25 protein-coding genes and 5 tRNA genes are annotated in these 25100 nt (G+C 42.5%); 17 read left to right on the top strand and 13 right to left on the bottom strand.

Translation table 11 applies throughout. The features are described 5' to 3' along the window. The first annotated feature begins 3 nt into the window (after positions 1 to 3). The 12 genes from PHC76_RS06680 (at position 4) to PHC76_RS06625 (ending at position 9518) form a co-directional block, all read left to right on the top strand. Positions 4 to 630: a HEAT repeat domain-containing protein gene (locus PHC76_RS06680; RefSeq protein ID WP_299970990.1), complete on the top strand. Its 627-nt coding sequence runs from the start codon at positions 4 to 6 to the stop codon at positions 628 to 630. A gap of 4 nt (positions 631 to 634) precedes the next feature. Next, positions 635 to 1465 carry a protein-glutamate O-methyltransferase CheR gene (locus PHC76_RS06675; protein ID WP_299970987.1) on the top strand — a complete coding sequence of 277 codons (831 nt, stop codon included), beginning with the start codon at positions 635 to 637 and terminating at the stop codon, positions 1463 to 1465. An 11-nt stretch (positions 1466 to 1476) separates the two neighbouring features. Next, positions 1477 to 1848, top strand: a complete 372-nt coding sequence (locus tag PHC76_RS06670) for a response regulator (protein ID WP_299970984.1) — start codon at positions 1477 to 1479, stop codon at positions 1846 to 1848. A gap of 10 nt (positions 1849 to 1858) precedes the next feature. Continuing rightward, positions 1859 to 2233 carry a hypothetical protein gene (locus PHC76_RS06665; protein ID WP_299970981.1) on the top strand — a complete coding sequence of 125 codons (375 nt, stop codon included), beginning with the start codon at positions 1859 to 1861 and terminating at the stop codon, positions 2231 to 2233. A gap of 10 nt (positions 2234 to 2243) precedes the next feature. Then, complete coding sequence (locus PHC76_RS06660; RefSeq protein ID WP_299970978.1) at positions 2244 to 2615, top strand: response regulator; 372 nt, start codon at positions 2244 to 2246, stop codon at positions 2613 to 2615. A 10-nt stretch (positions 2616 to 2625) separates the two neighbouring features. Then, a complete protein-coding gene (locus PHC76_RS06655; protein ID WP_299970973.1) occupies positions 2626 to 5343 on the top strand; it encodes a chemotaxis protein CheA in 2718 nt (905 codons plus the stop codon). 10 nt (positions 5344 to 5353) lie between these two features. After that, the gene (locus PHC76_RS06650; RefSeq protein ID WP_299970970.1) at positions 5354 to 6130 is read left to right on the top strand and encodes a chemotaxis protein CheW; all 777 of its coding nucleotides are present in this window, start codon (positions 5354 to 5356) and stop codon (positions 6128 to 6130) included. A 1-nt stretch (position 6131) separates the two neighbouring features. Next, positions 6132 to 6401 carry a hypothetical protein gene (locus PHC76_RS06645; protein WP_299970967.1) on the top strand — a complete coding sequence of 90 codons (270 nt, stop codon included), beginning with the start codon at positions 6132 to 6134 and terminating at the stop codon, positions 6399 to 6401. A 9-nt stretch (positions 6402 to 6410) separates the two neighbouring features. Next, positions 6411 to 7184, top strand: a complete 774-nt coding sequence (locus tag PHC76_RS06640; RefSeq protein WP_299970964.1) for a chemotaxis protein CheW — start codon at positions 6411 to 6413, stop codon at positions 7182 to 7184. Continuing rightward, on the top strand, positions 7181 to 7921 hold the full coding sequence (locus PHC76_RS06635) for a ParA family protein (protein WP_299970961.1): 741 nt from the start codon (positions 7181 to 7183) through the stop codon (positions 7919 to 7921). The genes PHC76_RS06640 and PHC76_RS06635 overlap by 4 nt, the downstream gene beginning before the upstream one ends. A gap of 72 nt (positions 7922 to 7993) precedes the next feature. Further along, positions 7994 to 9115 (top strand): methyl-accepting chemotaxis protein, encoded by a 1122-nt coding sequence (locus PHC76_RS06630; RefSeq protein ID WP_299970958.1) that lies wholly within the window; start codon positions 7994 to 7996, stop codon positions 9113 to 9115. 25 nt (positions 9116 to 9140) lie between these two features. Beyond that, positions 9141 to 9518 carry a thioredoxin family protein gene (locus PHC76_RS06625; RefSeq protein ID WP_299970957.1) on the top strand — a complete coding sequence of 126 codons (378 nt, stop codon included), beginning with the start codon at positions 9141 to 9143 and terminating at the stop codon, positions 9516 to 9518. Positions 9519 to 9553: 35 nt separating this feature from the next. Here PHC76_RS06625 and PHC76_RS06620 read toward each other — a convergent pair whose 3' ends face one another. From PHC76_RS06620 to PHC76_RS06590, 7 genes are all read right to left on the bottom strand, one after another. Next, positions 9554 to 10531 carry a cytochrome c peroxidase gene (locus PHC76_RS06620; RefSeq protein WP_299970954.1) on the bottom strand — a complete coding sequence of 326 codons (978 nt, stop codon included), beginning with the start codon at positions 10529 to 10531 and terminating at the stop codon, positions 9554 to 9556. A gap of 17 nt (positions 10532 to 10548) precedes the next feature. Next, positions 10549 to 11028, bottom strand: coding sequence for a hypothetical protein (locus tag PHC76_RS06615; RefSeq protein ID WP_299970951.1), 480 nt, complete (start codon positions 11026 to 11028; stop codon positions 10549 to 10551). Between the two features lie 196 nt (positions 11029 to 11224). Further along, positions 11225 to 11308, bottom strand: a tRNA-Leu gene (locus tag PHC76_RS06610). 17 nt (positions 11309 to 11325) lie between these two features. Next, a tRNA-Arg gene (locus PHC76_RS06605) sits at positions 11326 to 11402 on the bottom strand. An 11-nt stretch (positions 11403 to 11413) separates the two neighbouring features. Next, positions 11414 to 11490, bottom strand: a tRNA-Arg gene (locus tag PHC76_RS06600). Between the two features lie 53 nt (positions 11491 to 11543). Continuing rightward, positions 11544 to 11620: transfer RNA gene (locus tag PHC76_RS06595), tRNA-His, on the bottom strand. Between the two features lie 40 nt (positions 11621 to 11660). Beyond that, positions 11661 to 11738, bottom strand: a tRNA-Pro gene (locus PHC76_RS06590). Positions 11739 to 11883: 145 nt separating this feature from the next. Between PHC76_RS06590 and PHC76_RS06585 the strand changes: the two genes are divergently transcribed. After that, complete coding sequence (locus tag PHC76_RS06585; protein WP_299970948.1) at positions 11884 to 13272, top strand: amino acid permease; 1389 nt, start codon at positions 11884 to 11886, stop codon at positions 13270 to 13272. Positions 13273 to 13340: 68 nt separating this feature from the next. Here PHC76_RS06585 and PHC76_RS06580 read toward each other — a convergent pair whose 3' ends face one another. The 3 genes from PHC76_RS06580 to PHC76_RS06570 are packed head-to-tail and all read right to left on the bottom strand — an operon-like array spanning position 13341 to position 16079. After that, a complete protein-coding gene (locus PHC76_RS06580; RefSeq protein ID WP_299970945.1) occupies positions 13341 to 14117 on the bottom strand; it encodes a thiazole synthase in 777 nt (258 codons plus the stop codon). A 19-nt stretch (positions 14118 to 14136) separates the two neighbouring features. Continuing rightward, the gene (gene purN, locus PHC76_RS06575) at positions 14137 to 14691 is read right to left on the bottom strand and encodes a phosphoribosylglycinamide formyltransferase (protein WP_299970942.1); all 555 of its coding nucleotides are present in this window, start codon (positions 14689 to 14691) and stop codon (positions 14137 to 14139) included. Further along, entirely contained in the window at positions 14688 to 16079 is a 1392-nt protein-coding gene (locus PHC76_RS06570; RefSeq protein ID WP_299970939.1) for an NAD(P)H-hydrate dehydratase, read from the bottom strand. Before PHC76_RS06570 ends, purN begins: the two co-directional genes overlap by 4 nt. Positions 16080 to 16122: 43 nt before the next feature. Here PHC76_RS06570 and PHC76_RS06565 point away from each other — a divergent pair, with 43 nt between their 5' ends. From PHC76_RS06565 to PHC76_RS06555, 3 genes are all read left to right on the top strand, one after another. Then, the gene (locus PHC76_RS06565) at positions 16123 to 17091 is read left to right on the top strand and encodes a KpsF/GutQ family sugar-phosphate isomerase (RefSeq protein WP_299970936.1); all 969 of its coding nucleotides are present in this window, start codon (positions 16123 to 16125) and stop codon (positions 17089 to 17091) included. Continuing rightward, positions 17088 to 18068 carry a pseudouridine synthase gene (locus PHC76_RS06560; RefSeq protein ID WP_299970933.1) on the top strand — a complete coding sequence of 327 codons (981 nt, stop codon included), beginning with the start codon at positions 17088 to 17090 and terminating at the stop codon, positions 18066 to 18068. The genes PHC76_RS06565 and PHC76_RS06560 overlap by 4 nt, the downstream gene beginning before the upstream one ends. A gap of 93 nt (positions 18069 to 18161) precedes the next feature. Next, on the top strand, positions 18162 to 19334 hold the full coding sequence (locus PHC76_RS06555; protein WP_299970930.1) for a replication-associated recombination protein A: 1173 nt from the start codon (positions 18162 to 18164) through the stop codon (positions 19332 to 19334). 159 nt (positions 19335 to 19493) lie between these two features. On the opposite strand, the gene PHC76_RS06550 is transcribed toward PHC76_RS06555, so the two are convergent. From PHC76_RS06550 to PHC76_RS06540, 3 genes are all read right to left on the bottom strand, one after another. Further along, positions 19494 to 20441 (bottom strand): Hint domain-containing protein, encoded by a 948-nt coding sequence (locus tag PHC76_RS06550; RefSeq protein ID WP_300209890.1) that lies wholly within the window; start codon positions 20439 to 20441, stop codon positions 19494 to 19496. A gap of 98 nt (positions 20442 to 20539) precedes the next feature. After that, entirely contained in the window at positions 20540 to 21199 is a 660-nt protein-coding gene (locus PHC76_RS06545; RefSeq protein WP_299970926.1) for a response regulator, read from the bottom strand. Further along, entirely contained in the window at positions 21196 to 22428 is a 1233-nt protein-coding gene (locus PHC76_RS06540) for a sensor histidine kinase (RefSeq protein ID WP_299970923.1), read from the bottom strand. The genes PHC76_RS06545 and PHC76_RS06540 overlap by 4 nt, the downstream gene beginning before the upstream one ends. Positions 22429 to 22550: 122 nt before the next feature. Between PHC76_RS06540 and PHC76_RS06535 the strand changes: the two genes are divergently transcribed. After that, positions 22551 to 25055, top strand: a complete 2505-nt coding sequence (locus PHC76_RS06535) for a DUF4347 domain-containing protein (protein ID WP_299970920.1) — start codon at positions 22551 to 22553, stop codon at positions 25053 to 25055. Positions 25056 to 25100: the final 45 nt, after the last annotated feature.

The following is a 25100-nucleotide window of genomic DNA, read 5'->3' as shown; positions in this document are numbered from 1 at the left end:
GTAATGGCATTAATAAAAAAACATACTGCACCGGTAGCTCAAAAATTTCCTGACTTAGTATCTCTTGAGGATGCCATTAGGTTTTACCAAGAGAGTGCAGGAGATTTGGATGCACAGCGTTATGCTACCGATAATATTGCACTTTTTGAGGGAGGTGGGATAAAGCTCGTTAGCTTAATGAGCGATGATCCTCGTATCGATAAAGATATGGCGAGTTATATCTCCTCGCTTCTCACTGCAATGGAACCTGATCGTGCACCGATTGAGGCAATCATGGGGCTGTTGAGCGTTCGTAATGCCTATATCCGAAATCTTGGAATTACGACTCTTCAAAGCTATGGGGAGGCAATACGATATTACATTGTTAAGTTTTTGATCGGAGATGATCGGGATCTTCGGATTTTTGCGATCAATGTTTTGGGCGATGTCAATTTTGCGGAATCGCGTGAGATGCTTGTGGAGCTATTAGAAAGTGAGCTTGATATCAATGTCGCTTCGACAGCAGTTGACTATTTATCGGAGATTGGAGAGATTGGAGATATCCCATTGCTGGAGAGTATCAAAGAACGTTTTCATGATCCCTATATTGATTTTGCCGTGGATACCACGATAAAAGCGATTCGGGGGTAGTCAGATGGGTTATCTTTTAACGGGTGTCGATTTTACCAAAATGTCTGAATATATCTACCGTAAAACGGGGATATTTTTAGAAGCTGAAAAACATTTTGAGAAGCTTGCCAAATACATCGATACCCGTGCTAAAGTTATCAAAGCAGACTCTTTTCGAAAATATTTTTACACACTCCGTTTTGAGGATAAAGAGGGGCATGAGTTTCAAGCGCTTATGAATGCTGTTACTGTCAATGAGACCTATTTTTATCGTGAAAAGGAGCAGTTTGAAGTACTGGTAAACCGTATTTTGCCGGAACTGCATGAGAGTAGAGAAAAACCATCTTCGATACGGATATTATGTGCACCGTGTTCCACCGGAGAGGAGCCTTATTCGGTGATTTTACATTTGCTTGAAGAGGGGTGTTTGATCGAAGAGCGCGATATCGAGGTGGTGGGGGTTGATATTGATTCCAATGTCATTGCTAAAGCAAATGCTGCTAAATATTCGGAGCGTTCGGTTCATGCGGTCCCCTCATCCATATTGGCAAAATATTTTAAAAAACATCCATTTGGGTATGATCTGATCAAAGATTTGCATGGAACGGTTGACTTTAAAGTTGCTAACGTATTTGATAAAAATCATATGCGTCAACTGGGAAAATTTGATATTATCTTCTCTCGAAATATGCTCATCTATTTTGATGATGCGAGTCGTAAAGAAGTCGCAATGACATTTTATGATATGCTTAACATCGGCGGGTATGTTTTACTTGGTCATGCAGAGTATATGAGCCGTATTACTTCGGTCTTTACGGCAAAAAAAATTGATTCCACATTAATCTATCAAAAATAAAGGAGTTTAAGATGCCGTTAGTAATATTTGTTGATGATTCAGAGACAGCACTCGCCTCTACTCGGATGGTAACCGACTCGATGCCTATCAGTGTAAAGCAATATTTAAATGCAACCGATGCGCTTCGTGAGATTCAAGGTGGTTTAAAACCTGATTTGATTATTACCGATATGAATATGCCGGTGATGAATGGATTCGAATTTTTGCAGGGGATTCGGGCGCATGCTCCAACGGCGCGTACTCCGGTATTGATGTTGACAACAGAGACTCGCGATGAACTGAAACAACAAGGTAAAGCGCTTGGACTTACGGGGTGGGTGGTAAAGCCGTTTAATCCGACACAGTTGAAGCAAGCGATTTCTCGCGTTTTGCGGTTACCATAAGGGTCACTAGGTGCAATCTTTAGACCTACTGGATGAAGCATTGGAGCATATCAAATCGGTGGAGAGTGAAACGATTGAGTTAACTCGTATAGCAGAATTGAGTATTGTCCGTTATATTGAAAAAAATGGATTGACTCTTGATGATGAGACGTTGGAAGCGATGCAGTATCAAGATATAGTTTCTCAGCAGCTGCATGCGACGATTGAGATGATCGAGAATATTCAAAATCTCATACGAACATTACGTGAAAATGAAGGTAGTGGATTGGAGTGTTTATCGGCAATAGAGGAAGAGTTAAGTAGTGTTCTTCAACAAGCACGAGAGAAGCACTCTGCATTCAGCGGTAAATTTGAGCATCATGATGACGGCGTAGAGTTTTTTTAGGAGAAATAAGATGGCAACAGTAATGGTAATCGACGATTCAAAAACAGTACGTAGCTATCATCGTACTATTCTTAATGATTTGGGAATAAACGTACTTGAAGCAGAAAACGGGATGGAAGCACTGGAGAAGACATTGGATAATAAGATTGATCTTTATCTTGTCGATATTAATATGCCGATTATGGACGGGTACTCGTTTATTAGTGAATTGCGTAAACAGCCTAGCGGCAAATTTACCCCGGTCATTATGATTACTACCCAAGAAGAGACTACGGATAAGCTTGAAGCATTTAAGGTGGGGGCAAATCTTTTTGAGACCAAACCGATTAAGCCTGATTCGCTCAAAAGGTATCTTCAGCTTTTGTTAAAAGCGCAACTTTAAGGAGTTAATGATGGATCCTTTGCTTGAACAATTTTTACTGGAAGCGAGAGAAAATCTCGCATTTATAGATCAACATATCGAAAATATCGGCGGTGAAGATCCTGAACTCCTTAACTCTGTATTTCGGGCTGCCCATACCCTTAAAGGGGGCTCTGGAATCGTTGGCTTTGAATCGGTAAAACGGATAACACACCACGCAGAAGATTTATTGGATATGTTGCGTTCCGGAAAACTTGAATTTCAAGAAGCGATGGTGGAATCGCTTTATAATGCGTTTGATGAGGTGGTTAATCTGATCGAAGCGGCAGAAGAGAGCGGTGAGATAGTGGATGCTGATGAAAATCGTATCGATGAAATAGCGCAGGAGCTGAGCTCGTTGATGGGTAAAACGATTGAAGAAGTAGTGTGGAGTTGCCCCTACGCTATGGTTACGATTATCGGGGATGTCATCAACATTCCAATGCCATTTTTGAGAAGTTCCCCCCAAAAAATTCCTTTTAAGTTAGATGAAATCGATGAAGATTTATGCTCACGAGCACAACTTTATGCAATCGTCTTTGATGTCGATGAATCGTGTATGGTGTATGGCAATGACCCTGTTTATACCCTCTCGTTAATTGCGGATAAAGTGGTCGGTGTCCATTCGTGCATGAGTGAAAATGGAGCGACAGCTCTTTTGTCAGGATTTGATGATACTGATGGATTACTTCTTAAAATACAAATGTGTGCGTTTGTTTACGCCACCTATGATGAGATTGCCGATGCCCTCTTTAACTTTAGTGATGAACTAACTTTTTTGCCGCTTGATATCTCTACATTACTACAGATTGATGAGGGGGAATCAGGACACACCCTCGATGTCCTAAAAGAACTTGGAGCCCAATGCAATACGCTATTAGAGAGTGGAAATGTTTCAGAAATAGCTCAAAAAATAGAGAATTCACTCCCCTTGATCGGTTCTAATACCCTTCAAAGCTATCAATTAAATCGTCTTTTGGATCTTTTAGGGTGGATAAAAGCGGATGATTTGAAACAGTTAAAACCATTTTTCGATATCTTGCCTAAAGGAGAAGCTTTTACCCTTAAAGGTTTATGGATAGAAGAAGAAGCCCCTAAAGAGTCACCTCAGAGTGGCAATATTATTCTTGATGAAGCAGCACAAGAGCGTTTGCATGAGATTTTAATGCAACAGCTGCAAGCTCTCGAAGCATTTGACTCACCAGAAGGATTCGAACGTGTACAATCGATGGTTAGTTATTATCTCGAAGAGTATGTCTCATCCCCTCCAGATGCTTTTAAAACTCGCGAAGGACTTATACACTGGTTACGACAAGAACTCGGGTTGGAGTCGGTAAAAGAAGTCAATATTCAAGAAAATATCTTTGTTGAGACGTTGGTTATTGACGAGATAGAATCTCACCCTGATGTTGTTGAGCCGATAATAAAACCGCTTGCTTCTGAGCCAAAGCATTTGAGTGAAAAAATTGAAACAGAAGATAAAGCTGGAACATCCAAAAAAGGGGTTGTCGGGAAAACGGTAAAAATTGAGCAAGAGTCGATTGATCATTTGATGAATGTCGTGGGAGAGCTGCTAGTAGCGAAAAATTCCCTCCCTTATCTCGCAGATGGTGTCCATAAGATGAGTGGAGATGGGGCAAAACGGGCTATTATGGAAAAATATACGTTTATTAACCGCCTTACCGAACAACTTCAAGATTTGATAATGTCGATGCGGATGCTTCCGATTTCGTATGTCTTTGACCGTTATCCGAAATTGGTGCGCGATATCTCCAAAAATCTTGGGAAAAAAGTGAATTTAACAATGGAAGGGGGAGAGACGAAACTCGATAAAAATATGATTGAGATGCTGGCTGATCCGATGATTCATATCATGCGAAATTCACTCGATCATGGGATAGAATCTCCTGAAATTCGTGTTCAAAAAGGGAAAAATCCCGAAGGTCAGATTACTCTCACTGCCTACTCTCAAAGTGATAAAATCATCGTAGAGATACGTGATGACGGCGCGGGAATAAATATTGATCGTGTTGTCCAAAAAGTGCTGGAAAAAGATCTATTAACATTAGATCAAATTGATGCACTGAGTGATAGTGAAAAAGCGGAACTCGTCATGCTACCCGGGCTCTCTACTGCCGAGGTGATTAGTGAATATAGCGGGCGTGGCGTGGGAATGGATGTGGTGAAAAAATCGATTGAAGCGTTTAATGGAACTATCCGAATCAAGACCATACCGAATCAAGGGACCACGATTTATCTCTCTATTCCGATGTCGCTTGCGGTCACCTCTTTGCTTCATGTATCAATGAATAATGTCCATTACGGGTTTCCGATGGAGAGTGTTTCTGAAACCGTTAAAATCGAATCCAATGCAATCGAATATCTTCAAAATGAGCCGTTTATCTATTTACGCGGGGAAGTAATTCCGTTGTTATTTATCAAAGGGATGCTCGATGAGAAAGGGCTCGAAAAGAGAGCACTTCCAATCGTTGTATTGAATATTAAAGGTAATTTGTTAGCAGTAGTGGTCAATGATTTATTGGGGCAACTCGAAGTGGTTCAAAAACCTCTGGAGGGAATTATGGAAAATCATCCAATTCTTAGCGGTACGGCTTTGCTTGGAAACGGTCAAATAATTATGGTGATTGATCCATTGGGGATGTTGCAAATTTCCCATTTGCTTCAATCACATCTACAGAATGCAAGTTAAAGGGGATAATATGGAAGATTATATTGTATTTACGGTAGGAACCAATTATTATGCACTGAAAGTTGCGAATGTTGAACGAATTATTCAGATCCCATCGATAACCCATATTCCTAATGCTCACCCTTTTATCGATGGGATGATGTCGTATGAGAATCGGGTGACAAAAATTGTCAATTTTCGTAAAATGACAGCGATGGATGAGCATGAAACGGAAATCGCAGCACTTTTTAAGAGGGTAGCAAACGACCATGAAAAATGGGTAACTGCTTTTATGGAGGCGATGGAAAATAATACCGTTTTTGCCCTCACTACCGATCCTCATGCATGTAATCTCGGTAAATGGCTCGATGCTTATACGACACATGATACCGATATTTTAGCGATTCTCAAACTGCTTCGTCCAACCCATGCAAAACTACATGAGAGAGGGCGAGAGATATTGGCATTACGCGAGAGTAACCCGGAGGCAGCATTAGAGCTTGCCAGAGCAGAAATCGTTGCTATTTATTCAACAACCCTCGGGGAAATCAAAAAAATGGGGGATATGTCTTCATCTATATCCGGCTATATGCAAAGGTTATTAATCTATCAAAATGACAATCAGTTTTTTGCCATCAAAGTTGATGGGATTGATGATATGGTTCAAATCGAATCATCGATGATAAAGCCGGTAGAGACGGCAAAAGGTATGGGAAATTTTTTAGAGGTCAGTGGTGTGATCGATATGGATGATAAGCTCGTTAATGTTATCAAATCGGTCTTTATGCCGATGAAAGAGGCGGTGTAAGATGTCTATGGTTATAGAAAATTATCAAGTAACCTTTAGCGGTGTGACCTATGAAGATGAGATCGTCCCACTCCGTGATTACTTACAACTCTCATCCCCGACCTCTGTTTTGTTTGATTTTAGTGAGTGTGATGATATCCATTTGGGAATTTTACAACTAATATTGGCATACAAAAAACTCTATAATGCGGAGTTCTTATTTGGTAGCTATCCAAAGCTATATCAACGCGTTTGTGAGGGGTTTGAACTAAGCGAGACCCATTGCGGATAAAGGAATTGTATGTCTGATTTTATTGTTTTTAGTGTTGGGAATAGTCAGTACGCAATAGAGGTTGATTCTGTAGAGCGTATCGATCAAATCGGTCGTCTTACCCCTCTTGCTAACGCACACCCTTATATTGAGGGGGTGATGAATTATCAGGATTACACCCTAAAAGTACTCAGTTTTCGTCGTCTTAGTGAAACGCAAACACACGAAGAGCAAATATTGCAGCTCTTTAATCAGGTGATAAAAGATCACCAAAATTGGGTACAAGCACTCGAGCTATCGTTGCGAGAGGGGACGCCATTTGCCCTTGCCCTTGATCCTCATCTGTGTCGTTTGGGAAAATGGATATATACATTCAGTGCCCATGATCCTGAAGTGCTTGCGATTATAAGAGCAATTATCCCTGTACATGCGCAGTTACATGAGATCGGTGCAGAACTTTTAAAGCTTGGAAGTAATGAGGAAAAATTGGATCGCTATAACGCAGAGATTGTCAACGGTGTGTATGTTGAGACGATGAAAATGCTTAGTGAGATGGTACGACGGAGTAATGATATTTCGGCCCAATCACAAAAACTACTTATATATCGCTCCTCCAATGGACTGTTTGCCATCAAAGTAGATGGGATCAAAGATATTGTCAGTTTTGATGAATCGCAGATAAAACCGTACAGGCATCAGGTCAAAGTTGGAGAATATTTAGAGACGCGCGGCGTTGTAGAGTATAACAAGTCGTTAGTAGTGGTTGTTAGCTCAATAAAACTTCCTAATGAATCGGTCGCATGAAGACGATTGTTGTTTCTAATCGCAAAGGTGGATCGGCGAAAACGACAACGGCGGTTAATTTGGCGTGTGAGCTTGCTAAGCGGGGTTCGGTATTGTTGATTGATTTTGATACCCAAGCACATGCCTCGATGGGGGTAGGATCATCGAGTTCGTTGGATAACGGTGTTCACTCTATCTTTTTTGGCAAAACCCTTTGTGAGACCTTTGTCCCGACGGTGTTTGATCAACTCACCCTCTCTCCGGCAACCGAGTTTTTCGATGTGTATGAAAACGGTGATTTACGCGGAACTCTCAAAAATCGTTTTGCCAATGAGATGCTTCATGAATTTTTTGATTATGTGGTAATCGATACCCCACCGACGTTTGATGCCCTGCTCAAAAATGCTCTAGAGGTTGCTGATGCGGTGGTTATTCCTTTTGTCCCTCACCATTTAGGGGTCGTAGCGGTTGGACAGATGGTGCGCGCTATCTATCAGCATGCTTCAAATAACTACCAATCTACCCCAAATGTCGGTATTTTACCGGTGATGGTTAATCTGCACATCCCTGAACACCGTGATGCAATTGCCAAAGTCAAAGTACAGTTTGGAGAAGAGAAATTTTTTTCTCCTATCGGGATTGATGTGAAACTTTCCAATCAGTTTGAGGGGGGGAATCCCATTATTGATAATGCGGATCGTTCACGCGGGATAAAAGACTATCATCGATTTGTTGAAGAGTTGCTTCAAAGAATATAATGATACAAATATTATTCATATTGATAAAATAGTCGTATAATATTAGCTTATTTACATCTATCAAGGATAAATATGTTTTATAAGCAACGCTATATAGATCAATCCAAAGAAGTTGAAGCGCTTCATGCGCGTATTCGTGAATTGGAATCTTCCCAAGAGCACTTGTCATCAGAAAATCAGCAGCTAAAATCAGAGGCCAGTGACGCACGAACCGCTCAGGTGATGTTTACCCTTATTCATGAATTAACCGAGGGGTTGGTGCATGGGAGCGAAAACGATCTATCCATGCTTCAAAAAGATCTTATGGGGGATGTGGAAGAGCTTAAAGAGATTGCGGAACTGAATCGCCTAAACCGTGCATCATCTACTGAAATCAATAGTGAAATCAAAGAGATGCTTGCTATCCAACAAACTCTTGCCGAAAATATTACGAGTAACTACGGTTCTGCTGCTCAGCTTACCGGAAGTGTCGAATCAATTAGCACAATTATCGGTTTGATTAAAGATATCTCCGATCAGACCAATCTCTTAGCGCTGAATGCTGCTATCGAAGCGGCGCGGGCGGGGGAACATGGTCGTGGATTTGCGGTAGTTGCTGATGAGGTACGTAAACTTGCTGAGAGGACTCAAAAAGCGACCCAAGAGGTTGAAATAAGCGTTCAAAGCCTCAAGCAAAATACGATGGAAATAGATGAACGCTCCAGTACTATGGAGGCTATCTCTACGGAGTCTAGCAATAAGCTGGGACATTTTCAAAATACCCTTTTTGAACAACAGCATCGAACAGCAGAGATAGATAGTAACAGTACCGATATTTTGTATTCAATTTTTATCGTACTGGTGAAGCTCGATCATTTATTGTTTAAATCCCGAGGGTATAAAACGGTATTTTTGAATCGTGTAGACGATGAATTTGCCGATCATCACGGATGCCGTTTGGGCAAATGGTATGATAATGGCTTGGGCAAAGAGGTCTTTGGCTCTGTCCCTAGTTATAACAAGCTTGAATCCCCTCATAAAATAGTTCATGATCGTATTCATGATGCAATACATTGTGTAAAATCAGGAACATGTGGCGAAAAATCGCACAATGTAATGACCTATTTTAAAGATGCTGAATCAGCAAGTAGAGAGGTATTTTCTATTTTAAATACGATGCTAATCGAAGAGAAAGCGAAAAGATGCGGTCAGTAAATTAAGAAGAGCTATAGGAGAAAAAATGTTCAAGTATTTTGTCGGTTTAGTTTGTGGGGTATCACTATTCGCCGCCAATATTGAAGTTACATCGTACGATAATGTAAAAAAGGCAATTAAAAATTCTTCGAAATATTCCGTTGTCGTTTTGGGTAATGATCCTTGCCCATTTTGTAAAATTACTATGGAATCCGTTAAAAAATTGGACCAAAAATACAATGAAAAAGCGCAGTTTTTTTATATCAATCTTGATTTTAACGAAGAGGCGAGAAGCGACTATTCGGTTTTTGCTACACCGAATGTTCTTTTTTTTAGTGCCGATGGCAAATTGTTAGAGCAAAAAATCGGCGGATTAAATGAGATAGGATTTGCAAAAAAAATTGACTCTTTTGGGTCAAAATAACGTCAATTTTACGAAATTAGAGCCTCCATACTAACTCAGTATGGGCACTCTTGGCTTGGTTTCGCGTATTGTGGATTGGTAATAAATGACGTATCGCTCAGTGTTTGGAGAAATGCAATAATCTTATTAATCTCTTTCTCACTCAATGCTTGATTGATTTTTACATCATGTTTTTGGATAGCTTCGGTGAGTGTTTTAGCGCTTCCATCATGCCAATAAGGAGCAGTTAAAACGGCATTTCTCAGACTTGGGGTACGAAAAAAGTTTTTATCTTTTGGGTTACCGGTGACATCGGATAATCCATTGTCTTTGATTTTATTCACTGCTACTTGATTTTGTGGTTGGACTTGATGAAAATCATCATCACTAAAGAGGGGTGCAGTGTGACAACTGTTGCATTTTGCCGCTCCAAAAAACAACTTTTTCCCCGCTTGGGCATCTTTGGTTGGTAAAGGCTGTTTGCTTTTCATTTTTTGATCATACAAAGAATCATTGGAAATCAATGTTTTTTCAAAACTCTCTAACGCTTTTGAGACAGCACCTAAATTAATCGCACCTTTTTCTTCACTAAACGCGAGTGAAAAGAGTTTTTGATAACAGCTGTTTTGACCTAATCGTTTGGTTATTTCATCCTCATGAGCATTCATCCCCATCTCTATGGGATCAGTACCTCTAATCGGTGCAAACGATTGTTCAGCTAAACCACTAAGATGATTGTGTGCCCATGTCAAGTTTTTATACAGACTAACATTGGCTAATCCCGGAACATTTCGTTTGCCTGGGTCATCCAGCGCTCCGGGATGGAGACTGTTGCCATCACTAAAAGCGCGTCTTTGTTCATGACATGTTGCGCACGACATCGTGCCGTTGATAGAGAGGTCAGCATCGTAAAACAGCCGTCGCCCTAACTCGATTTTGGCTTTCTCTGCTTGGCTGTTACTCGGGGCAGATTGCGAATAAAGCTCTGCACTAAAAACACATATGGCAACAATAGCGTAAATACTTTGTCTCATAATCATCCTCTTTTAAGTTACTTGATTTTTGTGACAAGTACGGCTGAGTTGCTATCCCCTCCAGCGGAGAGTTGCAACGTATATGTCCCTGTTTCTAAAGGGTAATCCACCATTTTTCGTATCCCTGAATTGTCAGGTCCACCGTTATGTGCTATCGATTGAGCCGTTTTCCCCTCTTTAATCACATCAATCCATGAGGCATTCCCCAAAACAACTCGGTAGATACCACTCTCTTTGATATCGAGTTGAAAAAGTCCACCATAGCTTACCGTACCACCCTCTTTGGTAGGTCTTACTACATATTTTATTTTTGGAGTATTAATGAGTCCGACATAGGAAGCTTTATTGAGGGTTAGCACAGCATTCGGCAACTCATCGGCACTTTTTGCCGAACCTACATACGATAAACTTTTCCAACTATTCAACTCAGTTGGTAAATTTGCTTCTTGAGCAAACAGACTAATAAACAAAAGCCCTAGATAGAGTGCGATTTTCATGGTATTTCCTTTGGGGTTAATATCATTATAGTTGTTATGATATAACGGTATTATAGGAAAATTTGCTTAAAAAAATAGCAGTGTTATGCTTGATTGTTGAATAGGCGAAGTTAATAATAGAATCGTAGTAAAAAGTTTTGGACACAATGGAAAAAGTTGGTTGAAGAAGTGCCTGAAATAGGCGTTTATAAAGTGGTGGTGCGGATGAAAAGACTTGAACTTTCACACCTTGCGGCACCAGATCCTAAGTCTGGCGTGTCTACCATTTCACCACATCCGCACATAAAAAGTCTAAGGTGGTACGCCCTAGAGGATTCGAACCTCTGACCGATGCCTTAGAAGGGCATTGCTCTATCCAGCTGAGCTAAGGACGCACGAGTTACTATGGTGCGCCCGATAGGGTTCGAACCTATAACCTACGGATCCGAAGTCCGTTACTCTATCCAGTTGAGCTACGAACGCACAATCGCCTTCTAAAACATCATGTATCAAAGGAGTTTCAAACCAGAAACAAATGGGGTGGAATACGGGTCTCGAACCCGTGACCTCTAGAACCACAACCTAGCGCTCTAACCGACTGAGCTAATCCCACCATAAATAAAAAGTTTGAAATGATACTAAAAGAAAAAACATGGTCGGGGCGAGAGGACTCGAACCTCCGGCCCCTTGGTCCCAAACCAAGTACTCTAACCATACTGAGCTACGCCCCGACCTATCAGCTAATGAAGTGCTGGACTAAATTAGTGAGGCGAAATTATAGTTTAAAATCATGGAATTGTCAAGGAGTATAAGATAGTTAGTTACGAAAGTTAAAATAATGTATAATCGAAGCTTATTTTGGCATAGGGAAATGGGATGAAAGATATTTTTCGTAAAAAAGATATGTCCGGTACTCGTGGAGAGTTCAATCGCAGTTTAGGGCTGATGGATGTCACCTTTATCGGAGTCGGTGCGGTGATAGGGGCGGGGATTTTTGTCATTACGGGTCAAGCGGCGGCAACGATGGCAGGTCCTGCGATTGTATTATCGTTTTTGCTGGGAGCGGTGATGATTGGTATTACCGCATTGATCTATGCGGAGCTTAGTTCCGCATATCCAGTTGCGGGGAGTGCATACAGCTTTACTTTTGCATCGCTTGGAGAAATATTTGCATGGTTTGTAGGGTGGAATTTACTTCTTGAATACGGAGTTGCTACTGCGGCTGTTGCGACGGGATGGTCGGGGTATTTACGGCGTTTTTTAGAAAATAGTATGAATATTCATATTCCGCAAGCTCTTAGCGGAGCGTATAACCCAAGTGCAGGAACGTACATCGATATCAGTGCGTTTGGGATTATCTTGGCAATTTTTGTCCTCCTTGCTATTGGGATTAAAGAGAGTGCTAAAGTGAATACGGCGATTGTATTGATTAAATTGGCAGTTTTGGTCACTTTTGTTGTCGTGGGATTGCCCCATGTTGATTTTCACAATCTTTCCAATTTTTTACCGTTTGGATGGGAAGGGGTTTGGCATGGTGCATCGTTGATTATTTTTGCGTATCTTGGATTTGATGCGATCAGTACGGTAGCCGAAGAGACGAAAAATCCGGAACGTAATATCCCTCTTGGGCTTATCCTCTCGTTAGCTCTCTCTGTGGTTTTCTTTATTTTAGTGAGTTTTACATTGACGGCGATAGTCCCCTATCAAGAGTTGAATGTTCCGGATGCACTTGCTTTTGCTCTGTATAAGGTAAATGAGCCGTTTGCTGCGAATGTTATTGCGCTCGGTGCGGTTATCACGATCACGACCGTTATGATTGTTATGGGGCTTGGGTTCACTCGCGTCTTTTTTGCCCTCGCACGCGACGGACTGCTTCCAAAAGGTTTGAGTGAAATTCATCCAAAATTCAATACCCCTTACAAAGCAACCCTTATCGGCGGAGTGATGTTGAGTATTATGGCGGGGTTAATTCCTCTGAAAACGCTTGCTGAATTGGTTAATATCGGGACGTTGTTCGCTTATTTGATGGTTGCCGTAGCGATTATCGTGTTACGACGGGAGAATATCATACAGCCATCATTCAAAGTCCCTGCATTTAAGATTTTAATGCCGCTTAACTTTATTTTGATTATTTTTATGATGGCGGGATTACCGTTTGAGACATGGGTACGATTTATCGGATGGTCGATTATCGGGATGTTGATTTATGCGTTTTACAGTGCAAAACGTGAAAAAGGGGATTTGGATGGAGAGGTTTTGAAATAAAAGTATAGAAACTGGATTTACCCGCAGGGGGCACAATGCCCGCCTTCGCGGGAATGACGGAAAAGTGGTTAAAACTGTATCATCCCATCAACAGGTGAACTTGCCGTCGCATACGGACGTTTTGGAATCCGTCCTGCTAAATAACTCAAACGTCCTGCAATAACCGCGTTTTTCATCGCTTCTGCCATCATCATCGGATTTTGTGCTTGCGCAATCGCGGTGTTTGTCAAAACGCCATCCGCTCCCAACTCCATCGCTAACGCCGCATCACTGGCACACCCAATCCCCGCATCGACGATAATAGGGACTTTGACCGCTTCGCGTACAAACACGATGTTATATTTGTTTTGAACTCCTAAGCCACTTCCGATAGGGGCGGCGAGAGGCATGATGGCGTGGGCTCCCGCATCTTCGAGACGGCGTGCCATGATTGGATCATCGCTGGTATATGCCATAATGGTAAAGCCATCACGCGCTAACACTTCACACGCTTTGATTGTCTCTAGTACATCAGGATAGAGGGTTTTTTGGGTGTCACCGATCACTTCGAGCTTGATGAGATCAATCCCAGTAGCTTCGCGGGTGAGGCGAAAGAGGGTGATTGCCTCTTCGGCGGTGGTGCATCCGGCGGAGTTAGGTAAAAACTTAACATTCGTCCCCGCAAAGGTATCACGAAGATTTGGTTCGTTGGGGTTGGTAATGTTAAGACGGCGCACGGCTACTGTGATGAGTTCTGAACCGCTCGCAAGGGTAGATGCTTTGGTTGTTTCGAATGAGTCGTATTTACCGCTTCCGACGATGAGACGGCTGCCTAATGTATATTTTCCGATTTGTAATGTGTGCATAGGTGTTTCTCCTTTTGGGTTAGTCATTTAAAATTTTTATTACGCTGAGCGGGAGAATCTCATACTCAATTTCGCGAATTTTAGCCGAAAATTCTTCTAAAGTATCAGAGGGGTTTTTAGTAAAACTTTTTTGTAAGATTATATCCCCTCCATCGAGTTCATCGCTGACCCAATGGACGGTGACACCACATATTTTTTCTTCACTCTCGAAACTCCGCTCAATCGCGCGAGCACCTTTAAACGCGGGGAGCAGTGAGGGGTGGAGGTTGATGGCTTTGGTTTGAGTGGTAAAGATAGGGGTTAAAATCCGCATAAAACCGCATAATACGACTAAATCGGGGTTGTATTCACCGATCAGTTCTACTAAAGCGACATCGTAGGCTTCTCGACTCTCGTAATCACGATGGTCTAAAATCTCTACGGGGATATGGGCAGAACGGGCTTTAGCTATCCCTCCTGCATCGGGATTATTGGTAATAGCACCGACAATCGCACCATGTTTGAGATGGATTTTTTCGATTAAGTTGGCGAGGTTTGTCCCCTCGCCGCTAAAAAGGGCGACGATTTTTTTCATAGAGTAGTAATTCTTTCGATAAGATCAAATGGGGTGAGAGAATAGTTGTTTTTCTCAAATTTTTGGGATGCGAGTGCGTGAGCTAGAGAACCTTGGAGGGTAGATTTGAGCGGATCGTACCCTTGGGCTAAGAGTGAACCGATAAGTCCTGATAATACATCGCCACTGCCTGCTTTTGCGAGGGTCACCGTACCGTGCGGGTTGATGAAAAAATCGCGGTGACGACCGATGATGACGTTGGAGCCTTTGAGGAGCAATACGACGTGCGGATAGGCGGTACAAAAAGTTTCAACATAGAAAAAACGATTTTCTTGGAGAGTTTGGGTATCGATATCGGCAAGGTTGCAGATTTTTAAGATTTGAACAAACTCTTTGGGATGGGGGGTGAGGACGAGATTGGGACGCTTTAGAAGTGTTACAAAGAGGGGATGGATGAAAATATCGGCATCCAACACCATAGGATGGGTATGATCACATAATCGTCGAAGTTCATCATCGTCAAATTCACTCCCCAACCCCATCCCCAGTGCAACGGCGTTAGTGGTAGGGCGCAGAGAGTGGCATTGCATCAGCTCATAGGGGATTGTGAGGTTTTCGTTGCTAATGATGCTTACCAACCCCGATCCAAAACGGAGCGCCGCTGAGGCGGCTAAAACCGATGCCCCTACATGTTCGCCGCAAATAATCGCGAGGTGACCGAAAGAGCCTTTGTGGTTGGAATTTTTGGTTCTATGGGGGAGGCGAAGATCAGACTCTTCCATCAAATGCCAGTACGATGGGATTTCATAATGGGTATGGTGTACCCCTAAATCGGCAACGATAATCTCTCCCACCACCTCTTTTGCCGCATCGCTGAACAAGGAGCGTTTAAGAGCGCCCATCGTGATGGTGAGGTTCGCCTTAAAGGTTTCGTTTTCACAGGTTCCATCGGCGTGTAATCCGCTGGGGAGATCGCACGCTATTTTAAACCCTTCCATTGCATTGAGTGTTTCGAGGAGGGTGCGCGCGTTTGGTTCAAGTGGACGAGAGAGACCGCTTCCATAGAGGGCATCGACGATTACATCGACATGTTTGGGAAGAGGCTCACTTTTTATCTTCAGTGATTCTAACCGTTTGAGCTGAAGTGATGCGAGAGGTGATGTCGCGCCAAAGGGGAGATGGAGGATAACATCATACATCCCATCCAACAGACGTGCAAGCGCTAATCCGTCTGCACCGTTGTTACCGTTTCCGCAAACGATCAAAACGGATGAGTTAGGGGGGAACTTTTCGCGGATGGTGTGCGCACAGCTCAGTGCGGCATGTTCCATCATAACTTCTTCACTAAGCCCAAACTGCTCAACTGTCCGTTTATCTAAAGAGGTCACTTCGCTGTAGAGGTTTTGCATCGTTTTGCACCTGTTTAAAGCCTATTTTAGCTATAATATTTTTATGAATAAAGATTATATCGCAATAGCCTGCAAGACACTTGAAATCGAAGCACAAACATTACGTGATGCAACAAAAACCATCGGTGATGAGATAGTGCGTACGGTGGAACTAATCCTCGCATGTCGTGGAAAACTCATCATTACGGGTGTCGGCAAATCAGGACTAATCGGGGCTAAGATGGCGGCAACCTTTGCCTCTACGGGGACGCCGAGCTTTTTTCTCCATCCGACGGAAGCACTTCACGGTGATTTGGGGATGATTGGTCGTGAGGATGTGGTTATCGCCATCAGCTACAGCGGGGAGAGCCCTGAGCTGAGTGCTATTTTGCCCCATATCAAGCGATTTGATATCCCTCTAATCGGGATGACTCGAAACGGCTCATCAACATTGGGGCGTTACAGCGATGAGGTGATTAATATCAGCGTTGCGGTCGAAGCATGCCCGCTCAATATCGCCCCTACTAGCTCTACAACGCTAACCCTCGCGATGGGAGATGCGTTGGCGGTGTGTTTGATGGAAGCACGCGGATTTAAAAAAGAGGATTTTGCCTCCTTTCACCCTGGCGGTGCATTGGGTAAAAAACTGTTTGTCAAAGTATCCGATTTGATGCAAGCCAAAAATTTACCTATCGTTGATGAAAACACCTCGTTGAAAGAGGCGATTTTGGTACTGAGCGAAGGGCGTTTGGGGACGGTGATGCTCACCGATGTTCATGGTAAGCTCTCAGGATTGCTCAGTGATGGAGATATTCGGCGTGCATTGCTGAGTGATTCCTTTTCGCTTGATGCTAGCGCGTATGAATATGCGACAAAAAATCCTATGGTTATCAACGATGCTTCGATGTTGGCAAGCGATGCACTCGTGTTGATCGAGTCTAAAAAAATACAATTGTTAGTTGTCACCGATAGTGATGGCATTATCCAAGGTGCATTGCATCTTCATACACTCGTGGAAGAAGGTATCTCATGATGCGACTCAATAAATTTATAGCTCACTACTCTACCTACTCACGGCGTGAAGCCGATCAGGCGATTTTGGACGGATATGTTCGTATTGATGGCGAGATTGAAAAAAATCCTGCCATATCAGTGGATGAGCGCAACGCAAATGTGAGTATTAGCGGTCATAAAATCACCGCAACGGATCAATTTACCGTGATCGTTTATAACAAACCGCGCGGGGAGTTAGTTACTAAAAAAGATCCGCAAAACCGTCGAACGATTTACGATACTCTCTCTAAAAATTACAAACATTTTATCCCCATTGGGCGACTCGATTACGCTTCGGAGGGGTTGTTGTTGATGACTGATGCATCACGTGTGGCGACGGCACTCATGACCTCGAAAATGGAGCGTGTCTATAAAATCAAGATAAAAGGTCCCGTTTCCGATGCGATGAAAGTGGCGATGGGTGAGGGGCTAGAACTCGAAGATGCGAGTGCGGGGGCACATGAATATGCTGAGGAAGGGCCGATGAGTTTTGCCCCCTTTTATGCCTATCAAGTCCAAAAAGATCAAGGGGATTATTCCATCCTCAAAGTCGCTATCGGTGAGGGGCAAAATCGTGAGTTACGCCGATTTTTTGCCCATTTCGGTGCTGAAATCGTCGATCTTAAACGTCTTAGCTTCGGGGGGATAGAGCTTAACAACCTCCCTACGGGAAAAGTGCGCTTTTTGGAGCGTGCTGAATATACTAATCTGCGTGAGTTTTTAGATGCCACTGAAAAAGCGGCGAAACAAAAACAAAAAGAGATTAAAAAAGCGGTTCCGAGTGAACGTAAATCTGAAAAGAAATCGGTGAAAAAAGAAGAGACAAAACCTGTTAAAAAAGAGGTAAAAAAACCGACCAAGCGGGAATTTGTCAAAGATAAAAAACCAAAACCGCAAAACGAAGTTTTTGGAACTAATAAGTATAAACCGAAAAGTGATAGTAAATTTAAAAAGTAAAAATATCTCGCTCGAATGAGCGAAGCTTTAGTGCCTTAGTGGCTAGCGTAGCCAAAGGGATGTATTCCTTTGGCGTTCAAATAAAGAGTAATAATGGCTGATTTTACCTATTTACTTCGTCCTAAAACCTTTGATGAGGTAGTCGGGCAGCCTCAGTTGTGCTCACCCGATGCACCGCTTCGTTCATTGTGCGAGAGCGGTAATCTGACACACTCTTTTTTTTACGGTCCTCCCGGTTGCGGTAAAACGACATTGGCTCGGATTATTGCCTCTGTTATGGAACTTCCTTTTTACGAGTTTAATGCCACGTCACTCAAAATCGAAGATTTACGAAAAATTTTTACTCAATACGAAAATTCGCTCACTAAGCCTCTGATTTTTATCGATGAGGTGCATCGTCTGGCAAAGAATCAGCAAGAGGTGTTACTCCCAGTTATGGAAAAAAACAGTGTGTTAGTAATCGGTGCATCGACGGAAAATCCCTATTTTAGCCTTACTGCGGCGATGCGTTCACGCTCGCTATTGTTTGAGTTGTGTGGAATTAACACCGAATCGTTAGCCGATTTGTTAGTTCGTACTTCCATCGAAATGGACGAGGATGCGCGAGAGTATTTGATTGCCAGTTCAGGTGGTGATGCACGCGCCATGCTCAAACTGCTCGAAGTCTCCACCGCATTGAACAAACCGATAACTCTAGCACTCTTAAAATCACTCCGTCCTGCGGCACAAAGTTTGGGAAGCTCCGAAGCGGGAGTTCATTACGACCTCGCATCTGCCCTGATTAAAAGTATCCGAGGTTCCGATCCTGATGCGGCGATTTATTACCTTGCTCGCCTCATCGAGGGAGGCGAACCGCCCGAATTTATCGCCCGACGTCTCGTGATCCTCTCCAGTGAAGATGTTGGCAATGCGAATCCTCAGGCGTTGACATTAACCACTTCGGCGATGATGAGCGTCAAACAAATAGGCTATCCCGAAGCGCGTATAATCCTTTCTCAAGCGGTGATCTATCTCTGCGCATCTCCGAAATCAAACACGGCGTATAACGCAATCAATGCGGCGCAAAATGCCGTGAAAAACGGGGTGATTCTCGATATTCCAGAACATTTGCGCCAACAGCACAAAGGATATTTGTATCCGCACGATTTTGGAGGCTGGGTAGAGCAAAAGTACCTCTCAAAACCTCTCAAATTTGTCGAGTTTAAAAACAGTGGCTATGAAGCGAAGATGGGTGAGTGGATAGAGAAGGTGTGGGGAGAAAAATAATTTTTTTCCGTCATTCCCGCGTAGGCGGGAATCCAGCTTTGTGCTTTTAAGGGGGATAGATCCCCGGGTCAAGCCCGAGTGACGAACTATACGCTGTAATACATCGCCTCTTTATGATAGACGATAAAAGCCATTATATGTTGTTCCGATTGGAGCGCCTTAAGCACTCACACTAACCTCAGAAGCAAAAAGCTCTAACGCTCTTATCTCCAAACGCTCTTTAATCGCTTTTGGAAGTTGACGTTGAGACATAGCACGAGGAAGTGATAGTTCTCCTGTTTGGTTCAAACTCTCATCTGAACCATAAAGGGTTACATATTCTGCATAGTTATGAAACTGTTCTCTGCTAGCATTATCGACAAATGTCTCTGCTGGGGTATTGTTTGCAAGGATTAAAGAGTGATCTTCTAGTTCAACATGATAGTAGGTAAAACTGCTCTCTAGTTCATCTCTGTTTATTCGTACGATAGAGATATCATTGACTAATGCTCCTGCATGGGCAAGTACTCCATCAACATATAAAGCATGATCGCTAGAGAGATAAAGGTCTTCTGATGGGATATTTTCTCCCAATGCCTCTTTACGGACAATAACCGGAAGTTTATTGGTAGGGAGGGTAAATTTATGGCAGTTTTGAACTCCAACCCATTTCACTTTTTGGACAATACCTTCTGTCGTGATTACTTCATCTCCGATACAGAGTGATTCGACATTGGTTGTTCCGTTCGGGGTAGTGATTTGGGTGCCTGAGAGGAAGCAGTAAGCGACAGGGGTGGTGGTGTAGAAATCGATTGCACCGCTTGCATAATGGGCAAGGTTTGCAGAACTGGAGCTAAAAGTATAAATGCCGCTACCGCCGGCATCAAAGAGTAAATCTCCTGTAACACTATCAGTACCGGTAAAAGTCATAGTCATACCTGAATAACTACCATTATCATACAGATAAACGGTATCTCCAAAATTTAAGACACCATCACCGTTTGATCCATCAGGAGTATCACGCATATCATAAGTGGTATAACTATTATCACCAAAAATCCAATTTATAGCACTTCCTGTATCAGTCCCACCTGCATATCCTGCACTGCCTGTTGCTAAAATCGCCATTTTTTCTCCTTTAAGAAATTATATATTATGAAGTATACAGTTCAAGTATAATCAAAGTATCACCAAAGAGACTTAACGTACAAAAGGTACATCTCCTATCAGTTATTAATGTTAGCGGAATATCCCACTCCTTTAATATTTTGGATAGTGATATCGGGGCATTTTCTACGAATTTTAGCAGTGATATTACGTAATGATGCTTCACTCCTTGCATCGCTGTATTCCCCTAAAGTATAAAAAAGTAGCTCATAATCTACATTTTGTCCCAAATGTTTAAGTAAAAGTGATAATACCAACCGTTCACTTTTCGACAGTGAAACGAGATGTTGACCTTTGTAGATGAGACCATTGGTGGCAACAGTATAGGTTGGGGAAGGATTGGCAGGTTTTAGTAGATCTAATTTGTTGATAGCTAAGATAAAAGTAGCCATCAGGTTTTCGGGTGTTATCGGTTTTATCATGTACGAGAGAGGTGCTAAATCGGTCGCTTCTTTTATAATATCTAGATCTTTGTAAGCGGTCAAAAAGAGAGATTCTACCCCGATGTGTTTTAGTTTTGTTGCTGCTTGTACTCCATCAATACTCCCTTTGATGTTGATATCTACAATTGCAAAGTCGGGGTGAATAGTGAGGATAATTTTTTCCGCTTCTGACCAACTATCGGCAATCCCTATCACCTCAATACCTACACCTATAGCAATCTCTCTAATCATCCCTGCCACCATTAGGTTGTCTTCTATAATCAGTAGTTTTTTCATAAGTTAAACGTAATCACTAAATATTTCCCCTGTGCAGTAGAGATTGCTCGAAGTTGTGAAATTAATGATGAAATCATAGACCATCCGATACTTTTTTTAGTGTTTGAAATCATTGAAAAATTATTTTCTTCATAATCGGTAATTGTGTCCGAATAGTTTAGTGTGACTTGATTTTTATGGATATTTAGGTTTATTTCGATAGTTCCCTCCTCTAATGTGAAAGAGTGTTTTACTGAATTGGAGATGAGCTCGCAGAGTACGAGCCCTAGCGTAATGGTACGCTCCATAGAGAGAATAATATCGGCTTCGAACCTAATATCGAAGGTGATATGGGGGTAAAGTTCATGAAGGGAATCAAGAATTGTATGAAGGTATTTTCCAGTATCTAAAGCAGATATATCGGGTTGTGCACAGAGCGTTTCATGAACCGTTGCGATAGCAGAGATTTGTGACTGTAATGAGATAAGTGTCTGTTCTGTTTCCGGTGAAGAGCCTGAACGTTTTGACCATAAAAGGGTAATGATAAATTGGAGATTGTTTTTAACACGATGGTTGAGCTCTTGCATTAACAGTTCACGTTGTGATAAGAGACTTTTAAGTTCTTTGGCATGGAGAAATGTTTGTCTATGAAACTTATTGATGATCAATGCGCTTAACAAGCCGAACGAAAATGAAGCAAACATCCATATAAAATGAAGATGCAAAAATTCTTGTGGTATTTTGAAATAAATTTGATAGGCTACACTGCTCACGAATGTTACAGACGCGCTGATTAACGCATAGTTAAAACGAATTCCTGATACCGTAAAAATCCAAATAATAATTAAATAGATTTCAGGTAAATATATTTCTTCTTGAGAGGCAAAAGAAAAATGCAATAGAGCACTTAAATAAATATTTCCTGTACTCGCAAGTATAGGGGATATCGCTAGTGAAAGCATCATCACTTTGTAAAGTTTTTTGGAATAACTCAGCAATGCAATTATAAAAAGGAAAGGGGGAAGAAAAAAAAGGTGCAAGAATGTTGCGAATACAAGAGGTTGTGCTGACAATATTTCCCAATCAATCAAAGAGTAGATAATATACAGCAATCCTGTCAATGTTGATATTGCACGTATTTGAAGGGTTCGAGAACTTTTTTCCCACTCTTCGAATTCTCTTTTGAGGTGTTTGGGTTTGTGGTAAAGCGGATCCAAGAAAGTGGCAAAAGTATGAAAATAATGAAACATCCATTTCCCTTCTTGGCTTTGTATAAGGTTATTCGAATTATACCATTGAAAATTTTGGCGATACTTTGGCGATACTCGTAGTGTAAGATTTTATCATTAAAATCATACTCGGAGCCCCCCCCATGCCAACCCCCCTTTACATCATCGACACTCAAGTAACCGATAAAGAGCGAATAATCGCAAGCCTAGAGAGTGGTGCAAAGTATTACGTATTAGAAGCCGATAAAAATGGACTAGAACAAATAGCCAATATACTCAGCGGATACAATGATGTAGAGAGTTTGCATATCATTTCACACGGAGAGAGCGGAAGTATAACACTGGGCAATGTAACTCTCAATCAGACGAATATAGATGGCTACCAAGAACAACTTCAAACAATCGGACAATCCCTCAGTACTAAAGGGGATATTCTACTGTACGGATGTGATGTAGCCCAAGGGGAAAAAGGGGAGCAGTTCATACAGACACTCTCAACCTACACCAATGCAGATATAGCAGCATCTACCGATCTCACAGGTTTAAAAGGAGACTGGAACCTAGAGGCAACTACAGGAACTATTGAGAGTAATACCCTAAGCGTTGAACACTATACCTCAACACTTTTAAATTTAACCGCAAGTGCCGGTACCACAAACGAAAACCTAACCGGAAGTAGCCTAAGTGATACCCTAACCGGAAATAGCGGAAATAATACCCTAAACGGTGGGAAAGGAAATGATACCCTAAACGGTGACGCAGGGAATGATACTCTTATTGGTGGAGCCGGTAATGATATACTCGATGGAGGAGAGGGGATTGATAACGCAAACTACACTAATGCAACAACAGGAGTACATGTAGACCTAACCATCACCACCGCACAAAACACCCTAGGAGCAGGAGTAGATACCCTTACTAATATCGAGAACCTAACGGGAAGTGCTTATAACGATACCTTAACCGGAAACAGTGGAAATAATACCCTAAACGGCGGAGTAGGAAATGATACCCTAATCAGTGGAGCAGGTAATGACCTCTTGTTCGGAGGAACTGGCGATGATATCCTCGATGGAGGAATAGGAAATGATACCGTAGGATATGAAAACATCACATCAGAAATTCATGTAGACCTAACCATCACCACCACACAAGATACCCTAGGGGGAGGGAGAGATACCCTAACCAATATCGAAAACCTAAGAGGAAGTGCTTATAACGATACCCTTATCGGTAATAGCGGAAATAATATCCTTAATGCAGGTAAAGGAGATGATACCCTAAGAGGTAACGGAGGAGCTGATACCCTCAACGCAGGAGAAGGTAACGATACCTTTATCATCACCCGCAACTCCGATATGAGTACCTCAATCATTAACGGAGGAGTAGGAGCTGATACCCTCAAACTCGAAGGGGGAAGTATTGCACTTGACCTAACAAAAATAGCCAATAGCCGAATCAAAAATATCGAGACTATCGATATTACCGGTAACGGAAATAATAGCCTCAAACTCTCAACTATCGATATTCAAAGTATGAGTACCCTAGAGGGTGGATACTATAGAGTAACCATCAACGGTAACACCGGAGACACACTAACCCTCACCGATGGTACATGGTTACGAACCAATGCACCATCAGGATACATCACCTATACTGATGAATCCACCCATACTAAGATAATAGTTCAAGAGGGGATAACTGCTCAAAGTGCTAATCACACTATGGACTCTGCGGATACTACAGCCCCAACCATCACATCCCTCACTACCGCAACAACAGCTGAAAACGTTGCTACCACCACAGTGGTCTATACCGCAACGGCAACTGATGCATCGGCACTTACCTACACCATCAGCGGAACCGATGCGGCACTCTTCGACATCATTGCTACCACAGGTGCCGTGACATTCAAAACCTCACCCGACTTCGAGATCCCAACCGACACGGGCACAGATAACACCTACAATTTCACTATCACTGCCACCGATACCGCAGGTAACTTTAGCGATCAAAATGTCGCTCTTGATGTCACTAATGTGAGCGAATCACTAGCAGGTCAAAGTGTCATCGATCTGGGCACCTACGGCAAACTCATCGCCCCCGTACAAGTAGATGGCAAATGGTTCTACGCTTGGGATATGAACGGAGACGGCACTCATGACTGGCATCGGGATGCTAGCGGTCAGTACAACTATGATGGTAGTGTCGCTAACGCTAGCGGGAGTGGATATCAGTACGACTACGCCTCTCATGACGTTCTTGATTCGCTTTTTAACCACGACAGTAATGGAGTTACGAACACGACAGTAGCAAATGTCGATGGACTCTTCGGTACGACGAACGATTACCGCTTTGCTACACTAAACGGTGTCAATGTTACTCTTCCCACCACGGGGACAGGATTAGCTAACGAGGGGTGGTACTACCTAAACGATAACCAAACCTACACCGATCTCGCTGAGATATGGGACAGTTCTAACACAGGTTACCAAATGAGTGGAACGCCAGCAGGGTGGCAGGTTGACGGTTACTGGTCTGCTACGCCGAGTGACTCCGGGCACGCCTTTGTGAGTACTAGCGACGGAAGTGTCTACGGCATCTACGGCGACGTCAACGTTACTTATGTCGCTTTGCAGGTGTTGTAGCGCACGAGAGAGACCCCGTGACCCTCGAAGAGGTCCTCGTGCCCT

It is taken from the genome of Sulfuricurvum sp., assembly GCF_028710345.1.
Lineage (GTDB): Bacteria > Campylobacterota > Campylobacteria > Campylobacterales > Sulfurimonadaceae > Sulfuricurvum.
This window is presented reverse-complemented; position numbering and strand designations above follow the sequence as displayed.

Coding starts and splice junctions, on each gene's coding strand:
- PHC76_RS06580 (WP_299970945.1), bottom strand. CDS start 14,117: ATGCACACATTACAAATCGGAAAATATACATTAGGCAGCCGTCTCATC.
- PHC76_RS06660 (WP_299970978.1), top strand. CDS start 2,244: ATGGCAACAGTAATGGTAATCGACGATTCAAAAACAGTACGTAGCTAT.
- PHC76_RS06675 (WP_299970987.1), top strand. CDS start 635: ATGGGTTATCTTTTAACGGGTGTCGATTTTACCAAAATGTCTGAATAT.
- purN (WP_299970942.1), bottom strand. CDS start 14,691: ATGAAAAAAATCGTCGCCCTTTTTAGCGGCGAGGGGACAAACCTCGCC.
- PHC76_RS06585 (WP_299970948.1), top strand. CDS start 11,884: ATGAAAGATATTTTTCGTAAAAAAGATATGTCCGGTACTCGTGGAGAG.
- PHC76_RS06550 (WP_300209890.1), bottom strand. CDS start 20,441: ATGGCGATTTTAGCAACAGGCAGTGCAGGATATGCAGGTGGGACTGAT.
- PHC76_RS06615 (WP_299970951.1), bottom strand. CDS start 11,028: ATGAAAATCGCACTCTATCTAGGGCTTTTGTTTATTAGTCTGTTTGCT.
- PHC76_RS06560 (WP_299970933.1), top strand. CDS start 17,088: ATGATGCGACTCAATAAATTTATAGCTCACTACTCTACCTACTCACGG.
- PHC76_RS06565 (WP_299970936.1), top strand. CDS start 16,123: ATGAATAAAGATTATATCGCAATAGCCTGCAAGACACTTGAAATCGAA.
- PHC76_RS06570 (WP_299970939.1), bottom strand. CDS start 16,079: ATGCAAAACCTCTACAGCGAAGTGACCTCTTTAGATAAACGGACAGTT.
- PHC76_RS06630 (WP_299970958.1), top strand. CDS start 7,994: ATGTTTTATAAGCAACGCTATATAGATCAATCCAAAGAAGTTGAAGCG.
- PHC76_RS06620 (WP_299970954.1), bottom strand. CDS start 10,531: ATGAGACAAAGTATTTACGCTATTGTTGCCATATGTGTTTTTAGTGCA.
- PHC76_RS06535 (WP_299970920.1), top strand. CDS start 22,551: ATGCCAACCCCCCTTTACATCATCGACACTCAAGTAACCGATAAAGAG.
- PHC76_RS06625 (WP_299970957.1), top strand. CDS start 9,141: ATGTTCAAGTATTTTGTCGGTTTAGTTTGTGGGGTATCACTATTCGCC.
- PHC76_RS06545 (WP_299970926.1), bottom strand. CDS start 21,199: ATGAAAAAACTACTGATTATAGAAGACAACCTAATGGTGGCAGGGATG.
- PHC76_RS06640 (WP_299970964.1), top strand. CDS start 6,411: ATGTCTGATTTTATTGTTTTTAGTGTTGGGAATAGTCAGTACGCAATA.
- PHC76_RS06655 (WP_299970973.1), top strand. CDS start 2,626: ATGGATCCTTTGCTTGAACAATTTTTACTGGAAGCGAGAGAAAATCTC.
- PHC76_RS06680 (WP_299970990.1), top strand. CDS start 4: ATGGCATTAATAAAAAAACATACTGCACCGGTAGCTCAAAAATTTCCT.
- PHC76_RS06555 (WP_299970930.1), top strand. CDS start 18,162: ATGGCTGATTTTACCTATTTACTTCGTCCTAAAACCTTTGATGAGGTA.
- PHC76_RS06650 (WP_299970970.1), top strand. CDS start 5,354: ATGGAAGATTATATTGTATTTACGGTAGGAACCAATTATTATGCACTG.
- PHC76_RS06540 (WP_299970923.1), bottom strand. CDS start 22,428: ATGTTTCATTATTTTCATACTTTTGCCACTTTCTTGGATCCGCTTTAC.
- PHC76_RS06635 (WP_299970961.1), top strand. CDS start 7,181: ATGAAGACGATTGTTGTTTCTAATCGCAAAGGTGGATCGGCGAAAACG.
- PHC76_RS06645 (WP_299970967.1), top strand. CDS start 6,132: ATGTCTATGGTTATAGAAAATTATCAAGTAACCTTTAGCGGTGTGACC.
- PHC76_RS06670 (WP_299970984.1), top strand. CDS start 1,477: ATGCCGTTAGTAATATTTGTTGATGATTCAGAGACAGCACTCGCCTCT.